Below are 20101 nucleotides of genomic sequence, written 5' to 3' on the forward strand. Positions count from 1 at the left end.
AGAATTTATCTTAAACTTGCTCCAAGTTGGGTTTCGAAATTATTTTGCAATTTGCTCATTATTTTGTCAATTTGTGCGTCTGTCAAGGTTTTTGTGCTGTCTTGAATACTAAAGCTCAATGCATACGATTTTTTGCCTTCAGGAAGATTGTTACCTTCATATACATCAAATAGATTGATGTCTTTTAATAAAGTTTTCTCCGTTTGTCTGGCAATCGCATATATGCTGTCGTAAGTAACGTTTTGATCAATTAGCAAGGCTAAATCTCTGCGAACTTCCGGGTATTTAGGAATTTCGGTGAATTTTATTTTGCTTGCTATTGCTTTTAAAATGGCATCCCAATTAAAATCAGCGTAAAAAACCTCTTGTTTGATGCTGAAATGTTTCAATATTGATTTTTTTACCACTCCAAATTCAACCAATGTATTATGTCCGGTACCTATGGCGATTCCTTCCGAGAAAACATCGGATGAAACGGGAATACTTTGTGTTTTTTGAATTCCAAATCTAGAAAGAACGGCATCAACATATCCTTTAAACAAAAAGAAATCAGATGGTTTTTGAGCATTAGTCCAGCTTTCTTTGTTTCTGTTTCCGGTAAGAAACAAAGTCAAATGCTTGTGCTCCTCAAAACCGGAAAGAAATTTATGGTAAGATTTTCCAAATTCAAATAATCTCAAATCGCTGTTTTTTCGATTGATATTGTACGAAATAGCTTCTAGTCCTGAAAACAACAAAGATTGTCGCATTGTAGCTAATTCATTGCTCAACGGATTTAACATTGTTACATTATGAACTTCTTTGAGAACATCAGAAAGTTCTACATAAGAAGCCGTTGTCAACGAATTGGCCATTATTTCATTAAATCCTTGTGAAATTAATTGGTTGGCAACGATATTCTGTATTTTGTAATCTTCGTTTCTAGGGGAATTAGATACGGTAGCATTCAGTTTTTCTGAAAAACTGATGTTGTTGTATCCATAAACTCTCAAGATTTCTTCAATAACGTCAATTTCTCTTTGTACGTCTACACGGTAAGAAGGAATTAACAAGCCTAAACCAATTTCAGAAATACTATTTACCTTAATATCTAAGGAAACTAATATTTGTTTAATGGTATCTTTTGGAATTTCTTGCCCAATAATTTTGGCTACATTAGCAAAATTTAAGAAAACGGAGAAATCCTCAATTTTCTTTTGGTACACTTCACTTACATCAGATGTAATTTCGCCACCAGCAACTTCTTGGATTAACAAAGCAGCACGTTTTAATGCGTAAGCTGTAATTGTAGGATCGATTCCTCTTTCAAATCTAAAAGAAGCATCTGTGCTTAATTGATGTCTTTTTGCTGTTTTTCTAATACTTACCGGATTAAAATAAGCACTTTCTAAGAAAATAGAATTGGTTTGCTCATTTACTCCCGAATTTTTACCTCCAAAAACACCTGCTATACATAAAGGTCCTTTTTCATCACAAATCATTAAATCTTCTTGATGAAGAGTTCTCTTAACATCGTCAAGAGTTGTGAATTTAGTTCCTGCAGCAAGGGTTTTAACAATTATTTTTCCATTGATTTTTGATGCATCAAAAGCGTGCAAAGGTTGACCTAAATCATGCAATACATAATTCGTGACGTCAACTATATTGTTTTTAGGAGTAATTCCTATGGCTTTCAATCGGTCTTGTAACCAGCTCGGAGATGGTTTTACCGTAATTCCTGAAATAGTAACACCACAATAACGTGGAGCTAAAAGAGGTTCTTCAATAATGGTGTCAATTTTGAGAGTTCTCATGTCCACTCTAAAATTGCTTACCGAAGGGGTGATTAGCTCAACATTTACACCGTTTTGTAGCAAACCGGCTCTTAAATCGCGAGCTGTCCCTAAATGACTCATAGCATCGGCACGATTAGGAGTTAGCCCAATTTCGAATACTTCGTCATTTTCTATTTTAAATACTTCAGCGGCTTTTGTTCCAGGAGCAAGCTCATTGTCAAGTATCATGATTCCATCATGGCTGTTTCCTAGTCCTAATTCATCTTCGGCACAAATCATTCCATGACTTTCCTGTCCTCTAATTTTTCCTTTCTTTATGGTAAAAGCGACTCCGGTAGCATCATACAATATGGTGCCAATTGTAGCAACAGGTACTTTTTGTCCGGCATCCACATTAGCTGCTCCACATACAATTTGTACTGGCACACCATCGCCTAAATCAACGGTAGTTATTTTTAGTCTGTCAGCATCAGGATGAGGAATACAAGTAAGAACATGTCCTACGACAATGCCTTCTAAACCGCCTTTTACCGATTGGTATTTTTCAACAACTTCTACTTCAAGACCTAAATCAGTAAGTAATGTTGCTGTTTCCTCGGACTTCCAATCTATTTTTATGAATTGTTTTAACCAGTTGTAAGATATTTTCATCTGTCAATTTTAATAAGGTTGCAAATATAAGGATTGCAGTTTGGAGAAAGAAACATTTTATTGGTTTTTTAAAACTCATTGCTATACTAAATGGGTGAAGAAATTTATACTTTATGGAGTAAAATACAAATGGCTGTATAAAATGAAAAATATATTTAAAACGCCTTTTTTATTCAAGAAAACATATAAAAATTAGATTGATTTTTTATAGTAATTCTTCGACATGCCTTTTGATGTTTTCTGCTATTTTTTTAGTTGGCAAATCATTAGCGTCAATCCCAAAAGGATCTTCAATCTCTTCGGCAATTAACTCTAGACTCGCTAAAACATAGAATATAAAAACAACCACAGGAATCACATAATAGCCCAAGTTAAAAACATACCCAAAAGGTAATGTCATCACATAGAAGAAAATGAATTTTTTAATAAATGCACTGTAAGAATAGGGGATAGGTGTGTTTTTTATTCGTTCGCAAGCACCACAAATTTCTGTAAAAGATTGTATTTCGTGATTTATAATAATCAGTTGATCACCTGATATTTTATGAGTAAGATACAAATCATTTACTTTCTGAAAAAGCATTTTTGCCAATTGATTAGGTCTGTGCTTGTGTTGGTCAATTTCTAAATGAACATCTTCAAATAGTTGCTTGCCTGTTTCCTCATCTTTTAAATGTTTGTTTAAAATAGAAGCATAACCAGGAATTAGTTTTCTGAAAAAAGCACGATCGCTTTCGTCCTTTAAAATTACCGAAAGTTTTATGGCAAGATTTCGACTATTATTTACTAAACTTCCCCATGTTTTTCGACCTTCCCACCAGCGGTCATAGGCGGTGTTGGTTCGGAATACCAATAACAAAGAAATCACAAACCCCAGCATACCATGCATGATGGAAATGTTTTTGACATTGCTGTTTGAAGGCAAATCCCAGTATTCCATTTCCAGATAAGCAACTCCGCCTGAATAAATTCCGATGGTAATCATCATCGGAATCAATTTCCGAAAAGTATCGGCTTTATGAAAGTGAAAAATAAAAGTAATCCAATCCTTTGGGTTGTATGATATCATTTACGCGAAATATTTCCGCAAATTTAATTTAAAAATTAATGCTACCTGCTAATTCTTTCAATGCAATTTCAGATAATTTTGCCTGAAATTGTGCGCTGCTATAACGTACTATTGCATTTACATGATTTAATTGTGCGGTTCTAAATTCTAATGTAGTTATGGTTCCGATATGAAATTTATCCAATGTAATGTCTAAATTCTGTTTGGCAATGGCTACATTTTTTGTTTCCAATTGAATCAACTCTAAATTAGTTAAATAGGTTTGATAGGCAGTCGATAATTGCGCATTTAATGACAAACTTTGTTCTTCAATCAAGATTTTTGAATTTTCAATTTCAATGGCAGCAATTTTTTCGTTTCGGTTTTGTGCAAAACCGTCAAACAAATTTAGACTTGCACTAAAGCCATAATTTAATCCTCTAGCAGAGGATTGTGTTGTAAAACCAAGGCTCGATTGACTTTCAGAGAAATTGTATCCTGTATTTACTTTTACCGTTGGGTATCTTCCAGCTTTAATTTGTTTCAACTGCAATTCACTAACTCTTTTATTTATGATTTGAGCTTCTAGTTGAGGGTTTTGTTTTTCGGCCAAGGCGGTTAATTCAGCAAGTAACAAACTATTGTCTACTACAATTTGATCAGAAACCTTAAAATTCGCTGTGGCTACTCTAGCGAGAATCTGGTTCAATAGTATTTTAGTATTGGCATACAATTCTTTCTGTCTTAATAGGCTAACTTTATCAGTATTTAGATCGACTTGGGCATTTAAAACTTCAAGTTTTGATGCTTTCCCTATCGAAAAGCGATTTTGCGCCAAAGTCAATCTTTGATTCGAAATAACAAGGGTCGTGTCTAAAGCGGTTAATTGTTGTTGTTGTTGTACCAAGTCAAAATAAGTAGCATAAACATCACTTATTTTGGTTAAAATAGCCAACTTTAACTGGGTTTCTCCTAATTTTTGTAACTCCTTTAATTGGTCTCTTTTTGCAAACATTTTCATGCCGTCAAAAACGGTCCAGTCTAAAGTTACACCATAATTCAAACTGTTATTTTTGGCATTATCCAATTTATTGACCGTTCCGTCTGTTCGGGTTTGAGTTAGATTTTGGATGCCATTATTGTCAACAATTGATGCGGTGGCTTTGGGTAGCATTCCCGCATTTCCAGCTGATACATTGGTCTCACTGATTTTTAAATCATTTTTTGCAATCTTGATTTGGTAATTGTTTTCCAATGCTGTTTTTACAGCATCTTCAATGGTTAGCAACTCTTGTGCATTTATATTTGAAATACAAAATAAAAATAATATCAGGCTTTGAAATATACTTTTAGAATTTTTCATGTTATTTATTTTCTTTTTCATATTCATCAATGTGGTCAAATTCTGGGTAATGTTTTCTGGCTCTGGACCACATTAAATACATGGCAGGAATTACAAATAAGGTTAAAATCAAAGAGAAAATGGTTCCTCCAACAATAACAACTCCCATTCCCATTCTACTTACAGAAGCAGCACCAAATGACAAAGCAATAGGTAAAGCTCCTAATGAAATGGCTAAACTGGTCATCAAAATAGGACGAAGTCTGGCTTCTGAAGCTTCTAAAATAGCCTCTAATTTTGGTTTGCCCTGTTCCCGTAATTGATTCGCAAATTCGACGATTAAAATTCCGTTTTTGGTCACCAAACCAATTAACATCACTGTACCAATCTGGCTAAAGATATTCCAAGTTTGGTCGAACAACCATAAAGAGAATAATGCTCCTGCAACGGCCATAGGTACCGTCAAAATAATAATTAAGGGATCAATGAAACTTTCGAATTGTGCGGCCAAAATCAGGAATATAAGCAATAATGCTAATCCAAATGCGAAAGAAGTATTAGAGCTACTTTCTACAAAATCTCTGGATTCTCCACCTAAATCGGTTGTAAAAGTATCGTCAAGAACTTTGGCTTTTATTTCATCCATCGCATCGATACCATCGCTGATACTTTTGCCCGGAGCAAGACCCGCAGAAACTGTGGCCGACATATACCTGTTATTATGGTACAACTGTGGCGGATTACTTTGTTCTTCGATTGTTACAACATTATCCATCTGGATTAGTTGGCCTTTATTATTTTTTACAAACATCGAAGTTAAATCCAATGGTTTGGAGCGGTCTTTTTGTTCAAATTGTCCAATAACTTGGTATTGTTTTCCGCTTTTCATAAAGTAACCAAAACGTTGACCACTCAATGATAATTGTAAAGTTTGTGCAATATCGATTACAGAAATACCTAAACTTTCTGCTTTTTCTCTATTTATAGTTACGTTGATTTCTGGCTTATTAAATTTTAAATTTACATCTGTTGTCGAAAAAGTAGGATCTTTTGCAACCTCATCCATAAACAAAGGGATTTTTTCTCGCAACTTTTCAAAATTGGGTGCTTGAATAATATATTGAATCGGTAAACCGCCACGTCTGTTTACAGCAATTGTAGGCTGCTCTATAACTGATGTTTTTGCTTCCGAATATTTCTTAGTCAACTTAGTCAGTTTCTCAGCAATTTCCTTTTGAGATCTTGTTCTTTCATTTGGTTCAACCAAAGCAATTCGAATTCTTCCACTATTTACTGACGAAGAACCAAATCCAGGAGAAGTAATTACTAAACTCACCTTCTTTTCAGGAATGGAATCATTTATCAGTTGTGATATTTCCTGCATAAAACGATCCGTATATTCATAAGAAGAACCTTCGGGTGTTGTCATGCTCATGACTAATGCGCTTCGGTCATCATAGGGAGCGGTTTCTTTTTGAAGTAAATTAAAAAACAAATATATCAATCCAAAACAGGCAATTAGAATAGGAAAACTCATCCATTTTCTTTTCATGAAAGTTTGCAAAGAATTAGCATAACCGCTGTTTAATTTCTCATAATAAGGTTCGGTAAGAATATAAAATTTTGATTTCTTTTGTTCGCCACCTTTCATCAAATAAGCATTTAACATTGGGGTTAATGTTAAAGAAACAAAGGCCGAAATTAATACCGCAGCACCAATGACGACACCAAATTCCCGGAATAATCGCCCGACAAAACCTTCGAGGAAAATTACAGGAAGGAAAACAGCTGCCAGAGTTATTGATATAGAAATTACGGCAAAAAAGATTTCGTTTGAACCTTTTATCGCAGCTTCAATTGGCGACATTCCTTCTTCAACTTTTTTGAAAATATTTTCGGTAACTACGATTCCGTCATCCACTACAAGTCCGGTTGCAAGGACAATAGCAAGTAAAGTCAATACATTTATAGAGAAACCAAAAAGCCACATGATGAAAAAAGTAGCAATTAAGGAAACGGGAATATCAATTAAAGGTCTAAAGGCAATTGCCCAATCTCTAAAAAATAAATAGATGATTAAAATTACCAGAATAATTGAAATTCCTAAAGTTTCGGCAACTTCGATAACCGATTTTTTGACAAAAATGGTACTGTCAATGGCAATGTTTAATTTGATGTCTTTGGGTAAATCCTTTTTTAAAGACTGGAATTCTTTATAAAATGCAGCCGAAATATCTAAATAATTAGCCCCAGGAAGAGGAACGATAGCCACACCCACAAGAGGCGCACCCGATTCGCTCATTTTGGTTTCTAAATTTTCAGGGCCAAGGCTTGCATTTCCAATATCACTGAAACGAACAATTTTTTCTCCTTCGGAACGGATAATAATATTATTGAATTCTTCGGCTTTAGATAAATTTCCAACGGTTTTTACAGTCAATTCCGTATTGTTTCCGGTTAATTTCCCCGAAGGTAATTCTACGTTTTGCTTGTTTAGTGCTTGACGAACTTCGGCAACTGTACAACCGTAAGAAGCTAGTTTTACCGGATCAATCCACAATCGCATGGCATATCTTTTTTGCCCCCAAATTTGAACACCACTTACACCCGGAATAGTCTCTAATCTTTGTCCAATTACGTTTTCAGCATAATCACTAAGTTCTAATGCATTTCGGGTATCGCTTTGAACGGTCATCGAAATGATTGCTTCGGCATTGGCATCTGCCTTCGAAACTACAGGAGGAGCATCAATATCTTGCGGTAAGCTTCTTATGGCTTGCGAAACTTTGTCACGAACATCATTAGCAGCCTCTTCGAGGTTTTTATTCAAATTAAATTCGACCGTAATATTACTGCTTCCTTGAGCACTTGACGATGTTACATTTCGAATTCCATCGATTGAATTGATTGCTTTTTCAAGCGGTTCTGTAATTTGCGACTCGATAATGTCGGCATTGGCTCCGGTATAATTGGTACGAATCGAAATTTGTGCAGGATCTATCGAAGGAAATTCCCTTACACCCAAATAACTGTAACCAATAATTCCGAATAAAACGATTGCCAGATTAATAACAATAGTAAATACGGGCCTTTTTATGCTTAAAGTAGATAAACTCATTTTTTTTAAATTATAAATTATGGGTTATGAATTATTAATTCCGAATTATAAGATTGTTTTTTAGAGACTAAAAAACATAATTCAAAATTCATTACTTATAACTTAACTTTTACTTTCACCGGTGTTTCGTTTTTTAAGCTCATGACTCCGCTAGTTATAACAGTGTCTCCTGCTTTCAAACCAGAAAGAACTAGAATTGAAGCATCTGTTCTTGTAGCTGTTTCAACAATAATTTCTTTGGCTTGACCATTATTGGAAATAAAAACTTTTTTCCCATCTTGTATTGGAATAATCGCTTCGGTTGGGACAACGATAGCATCTTTTATAGCATCCAAAGGCAATTCTACATTAGCAAAAGTACCCGGTAATAATTTCCCATCTTTATTTTCTGCGATGGCTCTTATCTGCAATGTTCTGGTAGCGATTTCGACAGCAGGTTCTATAGCATATATTTTGGCGGTATATTTTTCAGAAGAACCGTCTACGGAAAAATGCAAGTTAGTATTGGTTTTCATTTGACTAGCATATTTTTCAGGAATCGAAAAAGTGATTTTTAGCTTGCCAATATTTACCAGTTTAGCCACTAAAATTGCCGGTGTTATGTAAGTTCCCACAGATATAGTACGCAATCCTATTTTTCCTGAAAATGGAGCTCTAACCGAAGTTTTTGCTATTTGTGCTTTTATCAACTGACTTTGTGCCTTTGCAGAGGCATATTCGGCTCTAGCCACATCGTATTCTTCTTGACTAATGGCTTCTTTTTGTAGTAAGAGTTTGGCTCTTCTTTCATTTTCAGAAGCTAAGCTTTCTTTGGTATTCGCCTGACTCAGTTGCGCTCTTAACTCTAGATCATTTACTTTAAAAAGCAATTGTCCTTTACTAACATTGCTTCCTTCTTGAAAATTAATACTTTCTACAATTCCAGAAACTTCAGAGCGAATTTCGACTTGCTCATTGGCTTCGAGCGAACCAGAAAGAGAGAGATTGTTGTCAAAATTATGTGTTTGTGCAATTATTCCGCTCACTGTCATAGCGTTTGGTTTGCCTGACTTATCTTTAGTGTCATTAGAATTACTTTTATTTTCTATAATTCTATAAGTTATAAATGCGCCAAAACCGATTGCTAATAGTGCGTATGTAAAGTATTTAATTTTCATAATGAATAAAGAGGATATGATTTAATAGTATTGGTTATGTAAAAAACAAATTTAGGTTTTAGAATTGAAATTTTTGTAAGTTAATTATTATTTAACATTTGTACATACAAGGATTGACATTCAGATAAAAAAGCCAACTTCATAACAGTGTATAAACATAGCAATTTAATGCAAGTGCTGAATAAAAAATAATAGATGTCAATCTTGTTAATCTGTTATTTTATCAGATTAGATTAATCAATAGGAAAAAGGTTTAATGGGGAAATTGTTTTTTTTAGTGTTTTAGACCAAATAACTAATGCTAAATCTGTAACTATTTGTTAACTAATGTAATTCCAGATGTTTTTCTTTTTAGTAAGTTCAATATACACGGCTCTGAGTGTGGCGTGTTCCGGTTTTTGTAAAGGAGCATCTGTGCTAAGAATTTTCTTGGCATGCTCTCTGGCTAAAGCCAAGATATCTCTGTCGCGAACAATATCAGCAATTTGAAGGTTGAGTACTCCGCTTTGTTGGGTTCCCATTAAGTTTCCCGGACCACGAAGCTTCAAATCGACTTCAGCAATTTCAAATCCGTCATTGGTTTGCACCATGGTTTCCATCCTGGTTTTACTGTCGCTACTTAATTTATGGCTCGTCATCAAGATGCAATAGCTTTGATCGGCACCACGACCTACACGGCCACGCAGTTGGTGCAGTTGAGAAAGCCCAAAACGCTCGGCACTTTCAATAATCATCACCGAAGCATTTGGCACATTGACACCCACTTCAATCACGGTTGTGGCAACCATAATATTAGTTTTTCCGTCTGAGAAGCGTTTCATTTCGGCATCTTTATCGGCTGGTTTCATCTTTCCGTGTAAAATAGAAATAGAATATTGAGGCAAGGGAAAATCACGAGAAATACTTTCGTAGCCATCCATCAAATCCTTGAAATCCATTTTCTCCGATTCTTGAATCAATGGATAAACAATATAAATTTGTCGGCCAATAGCAATTTCATCTCGAATGAATTTCCAAACTTTCAGGCGGTTGCTGTCAAAACGATGCACGGTTTGTATTGGTTTTCTACCTGGTGGCAATTCATCAATTACCGAAATATCTAAATCGCCATACAAACTCATCGCTAAGGTTCGCGGAATAGGAGTGGCGGTCATCACTAAAACATGGGGCGGAATAGTATTTTTCTTCCACAATTTAGAACGTTGCTCTACGCCAAAACGATGTTGCTCATCAATTACAGCTAAACCTAAATTTTGAAATTTTACTTTGTCTTCTAATAAAGCATGCGTGCCTATTAGAATTTGTAAACTGCCGTTTTCTAGTTCTTCGTGGATGATTTTTCGTACTGAAGTTTTAGTAGAACCCGTAAGTATTTGAATGTTTATATTGAGTTTATTAGCCAATTCTGAAAGACCTATGAAATGTTGGTTGGCCAAGATTTCCGTTGGCGCCATCAAGCAAGCCTGAAAGCCATTGTCTATGGCTAAAAGCATACTCATAAAAGCGACAATTGTTTTGCCCGAACCCACGTCTCCTTGCAACAAACGATTCATTTGTGCATTACTGCCCATGTCTGTTCGTATTTCTTTGATCACTCTTTTTTGTGCATTGGTCAATTCAAAAGGCAAATGATTTTGGTAAAAATCGTTGAAATTTTCGCCTACTTTGGTAAATGGATGTCCTTTTATTTTGTGCTTCTGAATTAGGTTTTTCATAATCAGTTGCATTTGGATAAAGAACAGTTCTTCAAACTTTAATCGGAATTGGGCTTTCGCCAAAGCGTCTGCACTTTTGGGAAAATGGATATTGAATAAGGCTACTTTTTTGGGAATCAATAGCAACTCTTGGGTTAAATAATCGGGTAAGGTTTCTGTAAACAAGTCTTGGGTTTCCAGAAACAATTGTTGCATCATTTTGTTTATCACCCGGTTTGAAATCCCTCGATTGGTCAAGGTTTCGGTAGATGGATAAACAGCTTGCATGGCAGAGCGTAAACTTTGTTCGTGCTCGCTTAAGAGTTCAATTTCGGGATGTGCCATATTGTACATACCGTTGAACGAAGTACATTTTCCAAAAATCACACTGATTTCGTTGATTTTTAGTGATTCTCGGATCCATTTATGACCTTGAAACCAAACCAATTCCATTTGTCCTGTATCATCCACAAAAGTTGCCACGAGGCGTTTTCTGCCTTTGGCAAATTCTACCGTTTTGATATTGATGATTTTTCCGATGATTTGTACCTCGGCAACATTGTTTTGCAGCTCGTTAATTTTGTAATAGCGGGTTCTGTCAATGTAGCGGTTAGGATAAAAATTAATTAAATCTCCGTACTTATGAATCCCCAATTCCTTACGTAACAATTCACCTCTGTTGGGACCAACGCCTTTTAAGTATTCTATGGGAGTAAGTAGGAGATTATTAGAAGACATTTGTGGATTTTAGATATTCGATTTTGATTTTAGAATTAGTAGTTCCCCTATTTTCAGGAAATCTTAAAATTCTTCAATCTTTGAATCTTTCAATTTAAAAAAAAACGAAGATAGTTTTTAATTGGGAAATTAGAAAATGTAGTGTTTCATAATTCTTTGGATGTAAATCGATAAATTAAAAAAGGTATATCGCCTCAATAATCGATTATATTAATTATTGCATAATTTAACGATATTTTAAATTAGGGGTATTTATATTATAAAAACACAAAATTTCACCATTTCTTAAGATACTATTTTGACGGCTGTTTTATTTTTTTCTTAAATTTACGTGGTAAATGAATTGAAAATCAATAAATTAAAATACGATGGCAAGAGTAAACACCTATCTCAATTTTCCTCGTAATACAGAGGAAGCTTTTCTTTTTTATCAATCGGTATTCGGCGGTGAGTTTAGCGGTGGCGGAATAGCCCGTTTCAGTGACATTCCACCAGCCGAAGGTGCTCCCTCGATTCCTGATGAGGATAAAAATCTTATTATGCATATCGAATTGCCGTTACTTGGCGGTCATATATTGATGGGGACAGATGCACCTGAATCTATGGGTTTCAAAGTTAACTTTGGCAATAATGTGTATATCAGTTTAGAACCGGATTCAAGAGCCGAAACGAAAAAACTATTTGACGCCTTGGCTAATGGAGGAATAATCACGATGGAATTGCAGGATATGTTTTGGGGGGCTTATTATGGAAGTTGCACGGATAAATTCGGGGTTCAATGGATGTTTAACTTTCCGGAAAATAAGAAGTAAAACCTTAACAATAAGAAGATGGCCTTAGAAAAGAAAACAAATATCACAGTACAAAACACCGTTCAAGCACCCATTGACAAGGTATGGAAGAACTGGACAACTCCTGAGAATATTGTCAAATGGAATGCTGCATCTGATGATTGGCACACTACCAAAGCCGAGAATGATTTGCGCACCGGTGGAAAATTCGTTTGGCGAATGGAAGCAAAAAATGGAAGTATGGGATTTGATTTTAGTGGTGTATATGATGATGTAAAAAACCATTCGCAAATTGCCAGTACCCTTGATGATGGTAGAAAATGGAAAATTACTTTTACAGACAAAGGTGATAAAACGGAAGTGGTAGAAACTTTTGAAGCTGAGACAGAAAATCCAATTGAAATGCAACGTGATGGTTGGCAGGCTATCTTAAACAACTTCAAAAAACATGTAGAGGTAGGATTGTAACAAATAAATTTTGCGAAATGAAAAATCTAAAAATAACCCCTTGTTTATGGTTTGATAGCCAAGCCGAAGAAGCAGCTCATTTTTATGTTTCAATTTTTAAGAACTCAAAAATGGGCTACATCAGTTATTATACCAAAGAAGGTTTTGAGATACATGGAAAGAAAGCAGGATCTGTTTTGACGGTTAGTTTCGAATTGAACGGACAAGTTTTTACAGCAATGAACGGAGGACCTATTTTTAAGTTTAATGAAGCAATTTCTTTTCAGGTTTTTTGTGATAACCAGCAAGAGATAGATTATTATTGGAAAAAACTCACTGAAAATGGAGAAGAGGGGCAATGCGGCTGGCTAAAAGATAAATACGGACTTTCATGGCAAATTGTACCAAGTATTCTTCCAGAATTAATGTTGGATACGCTAAGAGCAGAAAGGGTAATGAAGGCTTTATTACAAATGACAAAGCTTGATATTCAGAAATTAGAGGAAGCTTAGAGAAAGAAATAATTACTTAAATAAAAACTCCGAAGTTGACTCCGGAGTTTTTTTATTTAAGTAACAGACTGTTTTTGACTGCTAAATTATTTGATTTAATAGTCAGGATTAATGTCCACCTGCTATTTTTGAGTCAAAATTGATTCCTTGACTTTTAAGAATTCCGCTCACTTTCCATGCATAAAATGCTAAATAAGCAAAACATAAAACGCCAATGATATAACTATTTTGGATACCAATTATTTCTGAGATGAAACCTTGTAACCAACTGATAATTCCTCCACCCATAATCATCATGATTAGGAAACTACTTCCTTGGCTGGTTTTTGAACCTAATCCGCTTACTGCTAAAGTAAATATACAAGGCCATAATGTACTACAAAATAAACCAACACTTGTAATGGCATAAACACTTACCATTCCATCTGTCAACATTCCTATTAAAAGAGCTAAAATTCCTAGAGAAGAAAATATAAGCAACATTCTAGCCGGATTCCCTTTACTAGCTATATCAGCAGCAATAAGTACAAAGATGATTAATCCATAAATATAAAAAGGAGTTAAATCATGTTTTGCAATAGCATTTACGGCTAAGAATACACCAAAAGCTAGGTAAGGAGCTAAGAAACGCAATAGTTTTCTTAAGCTGATATCATTAGTGAAAGCTTCTACAGCTCCAGTCCAACGACCAATCATTAAACTCGCCCAATATAGGGAGATATATGGAGCCACATCTTGCGTCAAAAATCCTAAATGTGTTTCCATATAGGCCGGTAAATTACTGGCTGTGGATACTTCAACTCCTACATATAAAAAGATTGCAATCATTCCTAATACCAATTGTGGGTATTGAAGTGCCGACTTTTTTGTAGAAGTAGTTTCGTCTGCAACTTCCAAAATAGTTGCCGGACGCTCCGGAATAGAAGAGAATTTTAATAAAATAGCAACCAATAAAAAGGCTAATCCTAGAATTAAATATGGAATTTTTACACTTTCGATACTCATGGTAGTAGTTCCATTTGTATTAGTTCCAAAAATGGCGAAACTTACAATAAGTGGACCAATTGTAGTTCCAAGATTGTTGATTCCTCCAGCCATTGTTAAACGTTGAGAACCAGTTGAAATTGGTCCCAATGCAATTGCTAATGGATTGGCAACCGTTTGTTGCAAAGAGAAACCTAATGCTACGATAAATAAACCAGATAACATTAAAGGAAATGAAGCTGTATTTGCAGCCGGATAAAACAATAAAGTTCCTACAGCAGAAATAGCTAACCCTAAAGCTAATCCATTCTTGTATCCAATTCTATTTACTATGTCTTCTTTGATTAAAACAGAAATTCCCATATATATTAACGAACCCACTGTGTAAGCTATATAAAAGGCTAAAGATACTAATTGACTTTCCCCTTGTGTTAAATCAAAAGCTGTTTTGAAAACTGGAATTAAAATATCATTACTGGCAGCAACAAATCCCCAAAAGAAGAACACTATCGCTAATGGAATAAATTGTCCCCATTTGGTTTGTAAATTTTCTGAATTCATATTAAAGTTTGGTTAAGTTTTTAGATTATTAAATTAGTTCAAGTCGTAAAAGTATCTTTTAAGGAAATTAAAAAAAAATTATTTATCAGAAAAATGATTAAAATTATACAATCGACAATATTTCTATAATCAACAACATATTTTAATGATTTCGGATAGTTATTGGTTTTAGTCTAAAATCCTAACTTTTACATCTTTACTGTAATTTCGCCCTATGGGTAGAGTATAGGAATGTACTTGGATTCTATTTCCCTCTATAGATTTTACTTTGTTGACAGCAATAATGTAAGATTTATGGATGCGGGTAAATTGGTCCACGGGCAATTCTTCTGATAAAGCGGTCAATGATTTGTGAGTAATATAGGTTTTATCAGCAGTTACAACCTTTATGTATTCTTTCATGCCTTCAATAAAAAGGATTTCATCGATAATGATCTTTACCATTTTTTTATCTACTTTGATAAAAATATGTGGATCTATTTTGAGGGTTTCTATTTTAAGATTATTCTTAAAATTGTAATCTGCTTCAATTTTGTGAATGCATTTGATAAAACGAGGAAGCGGAATAGGTTTTACTAAATAATCCAAGACATCTAGTTCGTAACTCTCTGCGGCAAATTCCCTAAAAGCGGTTGTAATTACAATTTTAGTTTTGTTTTCAATTAATCGAATTAATTCAAATCCTGTCATCACCGGCATGTGTATGTCTAAAAAGACTACATCGATGGTATTGTTATTTATAAAATCTAAGGCCTCTATAGGATTGTGAAAGGTGGCAATAATCTCAAAATCTACAAAATTAGTAAAATAATTCTGTAGGATTTTTGTAGCTAATGGCTCATCATCAATCAAAACACATTTAATCTTCATTTTGAACGGGAATTTGTAATCGAATGATATAATAATTGAATTTTACTATTTTTTCTAAAGTAAAATTGTTCTGAAAAATCAGTTTTAATCTCTTTTTGGTGTTTGATAATCCAATGCCTTTTTTAGTATTAGTATTTTGTGAAAGTACAAAATTATTTAGAATCTCAAATTGTAAGATTTTTTTGTTAATAACTTTACAATTGATCTTGATTCTGAGGTTGTTGTTACAGGGACCTCCGTGTTTGAATGCATTTTCGATTAGTGTAATAACTAATAAAGGAGGGATTTTTATGTCATCAATGTTTGATTCTATGTTTACGGCCACATCTACATGCTCAAACCGAAGTTTCTCTATTTCAATATAGTTTTGAATGTAATCAATTTCTTTTGTCAAGTCGACCATTTGTGTTCCCTTGATTTCATAAAGTACATATTCCATTAATCGGGAGAGTTTCAGGATAACATCTGGAACCTTTTTAGAAGATTCTAACGACAAAGCGTATAGATTATTAAGCGTATTGAAAAAAAAGTGAGGCTGTATTTGAGTTTTTAAGTATTTGAGTTTCATTTTGGACTGATTCTGCTTCATTATTGTATTTCGGTCTCTTTCTTTTAACCAATTCATTGTCGAAAAAACCGAAGAAGCAATCGATAGTACATAAATTTCCCCAATTGTTACAGCAACAATGTGGTTAATGTCAAATGGCTTGTATAATTCTTTTGCCTCTGGCCATATGTTTTCCGAAATCATATAATAGGTTAAAGCTGTTTTGAGTATATAAATAACAGCAAGACTTGCAAATAGCGCCAAAGTGTATTGGTAGTATTTGAATTTTACAATATAATGGGGGATGAGTAACAATAAATTTAAATACACAAAGGGAATGTGTAGTGCAAACTCGATAAGGTTTGATTTGAATGAATAGAGATAATCATCAAAATAGGATCCCCAACGCAAGAAGTTGATTAAAAAAAACACAATCCAAAACCAAAAATGGTTTCTAAACTCAGTATTAATTTTTATTTTTTCAAAGATGCTCAATTGTAAGTGATTTAGGGGTTAAATCTTTGTTTTCAAAAAGATTAACACGATTGTTCTGCAACTTTAAGGAATTTGAAAATAAAAATCGAGTTTTATCGGATGAAAATCCAAAATAATATGGATTTAACATATTAACGACTTATAAAAAACACATTGTTGAATAAATTGTGCTGTTTGTTTAATATTTAATTTTTTTTTAGGCTTAATTTCGCCGCAATATGCACATCGTTTATAGAAACGAGTGGTTAATGTCGAATTTGATGTTGTTAGTATAATTTTTTTTTTTAAGAATGTTTTAACAAATAGATTTACATTATAACTAACAAAAAAATCATTTAAAATGAAAAAAATTATCTTAATCTTTATGATTATTTTCACTGCACAGGTTTCGCTGGCTCAAGTGAAAACTGTCAAGGGAACGGTAACCGATGCATTCGGTTCACCCTTACCTGGAGCTAACATTAATGTACAAGGTGAAAAAAAGGGAACTACTACCGATTTTGACGGTAACTTCTCTATTGAAGTACAAAAAGGAAAAACTTTAGTAGTTTCTTATATGGGTTTCGATACTCAGAATGTTATTGTTGGAGATGAAAACATTAAAGTACGATTGAAAGAAGCTGACGGAAATGCTCTCTCTGAAGTTGTGGTTACTTCTCTTGGAATCACTAAAGCTAGGAAGTCATTGACTTATTCTACTCAAGAATTAAAAGGAGAAGAGTTGGTGCGTGTAAAAGACCCTAACATTATTAACACAGTTGCGGGTAAGATTGCTGGTGTTGCTGTTACAAAAAGTTCTTCAGGAACTGGTGGATCTACAAAAGTGGTTATTCGTGGTAATTCTTCTTTTACAAACAATCAACCTTTATATGTTATTGACGGTATACCATTATCAAACGCTAATGGAGGTCAGCCAAATGGTACTTTTGGAGATTTAGCTGGTGGAAATAGAGATGGTGGAGATGTTGTTTCCTTAATAAATCCGGATGATTATGAAGGAATGACTGTTCTTAAAGGAGCGGCTGCTTCAGTATTGTATGGTAGTCAAGGAGCAAATGGTGTTATTATGTTAACATCTAAAAAAGTAAAGACCGGTGTTGAAACATTTAATGTAAACTCAGTATCTACTTTTGAATCTGCTGCTTATTTACCTAAATTTCAATCAGATTATACATCAGCAGTCGCTAATGATAGAACTTGGGGTGCAAAACAAAAAGTAGAAGATGATGTAAAAGGTTTCTTTAATGTTGGAAATACACAAATTACTTCAATGTCTTTTTCAAAGGCTACAGAAGGAAATTCAACTAGTTTGACTTATGCAAATACTGATGCTAATGGAATTATTCCTGGAAATCATTTGAAGAAAAATAACTTCGGAATCCGTCAAACATCCAAATTTTTTAATGATAGACTTAATGTTGCGGTTACAGGTAACTATGCTGGTCAGAAAATCAATAACAGACCTGTAAATGGTTTGTATTTTAATCCAGTTGCAGGAGCTTATTCTCATCCAAGGGCTTTTAGTTTTGCAGATTTAAAAAATTATGAAGTTTTTGACGCATCAAAAAACTGGATGGCGCAAAATTACCCTGGTTTTGCCAATGTTAGTGAAAATAATGAAAATCCATATTGGCAAATCAATAAGCAAAAATCGGTGGATACCAATAATTTCTTCAACGGTGCTATTGCTTTGGAATATAAAGTAACTGATTGGTTTCGTTTGACTTCAAGATATAGTTACAATAGAAGTGAAAGTAATTTTCAAAAAGAAATGCATGCAACTTCTGCAACATCTCTTGTGCATCCAAAAGGTAGGTTGATTGATGTTACAACTATAGCTACCCAAAATTATGCGGATTTAATAGGTTTGATTAATACAAATTTATCTCAAGATTTCTCTTTTGATGCAACTATCGGTACAAGCATTAATAATGGAAAATCGAGAGGTGTAATTCTTGATTCTGGTATTGGTGGAGGATTGAAAAATGCTAATATCTTTACTTTAGGTAATTTTTTAAGCAACAATGGTAATGTACAATCTGCTTACGAAAGAGAAGTGCAATCGGTATTTGCTACAACTACTTTTGGCTATAAAAACTATTTATATTTAGATGTTGCAGGAAGAAACGACTGGTCTTCAACATTGGTTAATACTAATGATGCAAGTTTCTTTTATCCATCTTTAGGTTTGTCAGCAATTGTTAGTGAAATGACTGCAATGCCGAATTTTGTTAATTTTGGAAAAGTTCGTGCTACTTACGCACAAGTGGGTAATGATATTGCTGCTTATATTACTAGCCCAACATCTTCAATTGTAGGAGGAGAAGTTATTAATCCTCCAGTAGGACCAAGACCTGGCACAACTTTGAAGCCAGAATTAAAATCAGAACTTGAATTAGGTATGGAATGGAGGATGTTTAATAACAGATTAGGCTTTGAATTTTCTTACTATGATTCTAAAACTAAGAATCAATATATGCAAGTTGCTGCTGAATCAACAAATGAAAATGGATACACATTCTATGCAATAAATGCAGGAAGTATTTCTAACAAAGGTTTTGAGGTTGTATTATTTACAGATATTGTTAAAGGAGAAAAAATCAATTGGGAATCAAGAGTTAACTATTCTCAAAATAAGAGTAGGGTAAACGATATTCCAGCGGAAAATCCAGAAGGAAGAATTGTTGTTACTGATCCAGGATCTAATAATTACAGATATTCATTAATTGAAGGAAGACCATTTGGTGTAATTGAAGGTATAAACTTGAAAAAAGATGATCAAGGTAGAATAATTGTTGGAGATAAAGGTGTGATTGAAAGAACAGGTTGGGAAGAAGTTGGTAACGCAAACCCTGATTTTATGTTAGGTTTCTCTAATACATTCAGATTTGGAGCTTTTACAGCAAATATCTTAATTGATGGACGTTTTGGGGGTGAAGTTTTGAGTTTAACAGAAGCGATCAATGACTTTAACGGAGTTTCTAAAGCTACTGGTGACGCTAGAAATGCAGGAGGGAAGAAAATAAATGGAGTTTCTAAAGCAAATGGTTCGGCTGTTACATCAATGGATGCTGAGTTGTATTATAATGGGGTAGCTGGAAGAAACGGTGCAACAGGAGAATATGTTTATGATGCAACTAATATTAGTGTAAGAGAGGTTTCTATTGGATATACTTTTAATAAAAATAAATTACCATTAGTACAATCAGCAAGTATTTCTTTGATAGCTAGAAATCTATTCTTTATTCATAAAGACGCTCCATTTGATCCTAATGTAGCTTTAAGTACAGGAGAAGGTCTACAAGGTGTTGATGTTTTCGGAATGCCATCAACAAGAAGTATCGGTCTTAATTTAAACTTAACATTCTAAT

The 20101-nt window shown here is 34.1% G+C and carries 13 protein-coding genes; 4 read left to right on the plus strand and 9 right to left on the minus strand.

Annotation, left to right across the window (positions count from 1 at the left end; all coding sequences use genetic code 11):
- Positions 1–5 precede the first annotated feature (5 nt).
- The 6 genes from pheT to recG all read right to left on the minus strand — a co-directional run bounded on the left by pheT (position 6) and on the right by recG (position 11523).
- Positions 6–2426 (minus strand): phenylalanine--tRNA ligase subunit beta, encoded by a 2421-nt coding sequence (pheT, locus tag ACMDB5_RS10700; protein ID WP_413998246.1) that lies wholly within the window; start codon positions 2424–2426, stop codon positions 6–8.
- A gap of 205 nt (positions 2427–2631) precedes the next feature.
- Positions 2632–3495 (minus strand): bestrophin family protein, encoded by an 864-nt coding sequence (locus tag ACMDB5_RS10705; RefSeq protein ID WP_413998247.1) that lies wholly within the window; start codon positions 3493–3495, stop codon positions 2632–2634.
- Positions 3496–3523: 28 nt separating this feature from the next.
- Entirely contained in the window at positions 3524–4858 is a 1335-nt protein-coding gene (locus ACMDB5_RS10710) for a TolC family protein (protein WP_413998248.1), read from the minus strand.
- Entirely contained in the window at positions 4839–7934 is a 3096-nt protein-coding gene (locus ACMDB5_RS10715) for an efflux RND transporter permease subunit (RefSeq protein WP_413998249.1), read from the minus strand. Before ACMDB5_RS10715 ends, ACMDB5_RS10710 begins: the two co-directional genes overlap by 20 nt.
- A gap of 95 nt (positions 7935–8029) precedes the next feature.
- Positions 8030–9091, minus strand: coding sequence for an efflux RND transporter periplasmic adaptor subunit (locus ACMDB5_RS10720; RefSeq protein ID WP_413998250.1), 1062 nt, complete (start codon positions 9089–9091; stop codon positions 8030–8032).
- A 320-nt stretch (positions 9092–9411) separates the two neighbouring features.
- Positions 9412–11523: an ATP-dependent DNA helicase RecG gene (gene recG, locus ACMDB5_RS10725; protein ID WP_413998251.1), complete on the minus strand. Its 2112-nt coding sequence runs from the start codon at positions 11521–11523 to the stop codon at positions 9412–9414.
- Positions 11524–11891: 368 nt separating this feature from the next.
- Between recG and ACMDB5_RS10730 the strand changes: the two genes are divergently transcribed.
- From ACMDB5_RS10730 to ACMDB5_RS10740, 3 genes are read left to right on the plus strand one after another with little or no spacing between them, the layout of a single operon-like run.
- Positions 11892–12335 carry a VOC family protein gene (locus ACMDB5_RS10730; protein ID WP_413998252.1) on the plus strand — a complete coding sequence of 148 codons (444 nt, stop codon included), beginning with the start codon at positions 11892–11894 and terminating at the stop codon, positions 12333–12335.
- A gap of 18 nt (positions 12336–12353) precedes the next feature.
- On the plus strand, positions 12354–12782 hold the full coding sequence (locus ACMDB5_RS10735; protein WP_413998253.1) for an SRPBCC family protein: 429 nt from the start codon (positions 12354–12356) through the stop codon (positions 12780–12782).
- A 17-nt stretch (positions 12783–12799) separates the two neighbouring features.
- The gene (locus tag ACMDB5_RS10740; protein ID WP_413998254.1) at positions 12800–13273 is read left to right on the plus strand and encodes a VOC family protein; all 474 of its coding nucleotides are present in this window, start codon (positions 12800–12802) and stop codon (positions 13271–13273) included.
- Positions 13274–13381: 108 nt separating this feature from the next.
- Here ACMDB5_RS10740 and ACMDB5_RS10745 read toward each other — a convergent pair whose 3' ends face one another.
- The 3 genes from ACMDB5_RS10745 to ACMDB5_RS10755 all read right to left on the minus strand — a co-directional run bounded on the left by ACMDB5_RS10745 (position 13382) and on the right by ACMDB5_RS10755 (position 16730).
- On the minus strand, positions 13382–14818 hold the full coding sequence (locus ACMDB5_RS10745) for an MFS transporter (protein ID WP_413998255.1): 1437 nt from the start codon (positions 14816–14818) through the stop codon (positions 13382–13384).
- A 168-nt stretch (positions 14819–14986) separates the two neighbouring features.
- Complete coding sequence (locus ACMDB5_RS10750; RefSeq protein WP_413998256.1) at positions 14987–15688, minus strand: LytR/AlgR family response regulator transcription factor; 702 nt, start codon at positions 15686–15688, stop codon at positions 14987–14989.
- The gene (locus tag ACMDB5_RS10755; RefSeq protein ID WP_413998257.1) at positions 15678–16730 is read right to left on the minus strand and encodes a sensor histidine kinase; all 1053 of its coding nucleotides are present in this window, start codon (positions 16728–16730) and stop codon (positions 15678–15680) included. The genes ACMDB5_RS10750 and ACMDB5_RS10755 overlap by 11 nt, the downstream gene beginning before the upstream one ends.
- A 340-nt stretch (positions 16731–17070) precedes the next feature.
- Between ACMDB5_RS10755 and ACMDB5_RS10760 the strand changes: the two genes are divergently transcribed.
- Positions 17071–20100, plus strand: coding sequence for a SusC/RagA family TonB-linked outer membrane protein (locus ACMDB5_RS10760; RefSeq protein WP_413998258.1), 3030 nt, complete (start codon positions 17071–17073; stop codon positions 20098–20100).
- Position 20101: the final 1 nt, after the last annotated feature.

The sequence above is a fragment of the Flavobacterium sp. W1B genome, from assembly GCF_047344965.1.
Taxonomy (GTDB): Bacteria; Bacteroidota; Bacteroidia; order Flavobacteriales; family Flavobacteriaceae; genus Flavobacterium.

Bases quoted from the DNA above. Each gene is read 5' to 3' on its own strand.
- pheT (WP_413998246.1), bottom strand. From the start codon at position 2,426: ATGAAAATATCTTACAACTGGTTAAAACAATTCATAAAAATAGATTGG.
- ACMDB5_RS10735 (WP_413998253.1), top strand. From the start codon at position 12,354: ATGGCCTTAGAAAAGAAAACAAATATCACAGTACAAAACACCGTTCAA.
- recG (WP_413998251.1), bottom strand. From the start codon at position 11,523: ATGTCTTCTAATAATCTCCTACTTACTCCCATAGAATACTTAAAAGGC.
- ACMDB5_RS10760 (WP_413998258.1), top strand. From the start codon at position 17,071: ATGAAAAAAATTATCTTAATCTTTATGATTATTTTCACTGCACAGGTT.
- ACMDB5_RS10740 (WP_413998254.1), top strand. From the start codon at position 12,800: ATGAAAAATCTAAAAATAACCCCTTGTTTATGGTTTGATAGCCAAGCC.
- ACMDB5_RS10715 (WP_413998249.1), bottom strand. From the start codon at position 7,934: ATGAGTTTATCTACTTTAAGCATAAAAAGGCCCGTATTTACTATTGTT.
- ACMDB5_RS10750 (WP_413998256.1), bottom strand. From the start codon at position 15,688: ATGAAGATTAAATGTGTTTTGATTGATGATGAGCCATTAGCTACAAAA.
- ACMDB5_RS10710 (WP_413998248.1), bottom strand. From the start codon at position 4,858: ATGAAAAAGAAAATAAATAACATGAAAAATTCTAAAAGTATATTTCAA.
- ACMDB5_RS10730 (WP_413998252.1), top strand. From the start codon at position 11,892: ATGGCAAGAGTAAACACCTATCTCAATTTTCCTCGTAATACAGAGGAA.
- ACMDB5_RS10745 (WP_413998255.1), bottom strand. From the start codon at position 14,818: ATGAATTCAGAAAATTTACAAACCAAATGGGGACAATTTATTCCATTA.
- ACMDB5_RS10720 (WP_413998250.1), bottom strand. From the start codon at position 9,091: ATGAAAATTAAATACTTTACATACGCACTATTAGCAATCGGTTTTGGC.
- ACMDB5_RS10705 (WP_413998247.1), bottom strand. From the start codon at position 3,495: ATGATATCATACAACCCAAAGGATTGGATTACTTTTATTTTTCACTTT.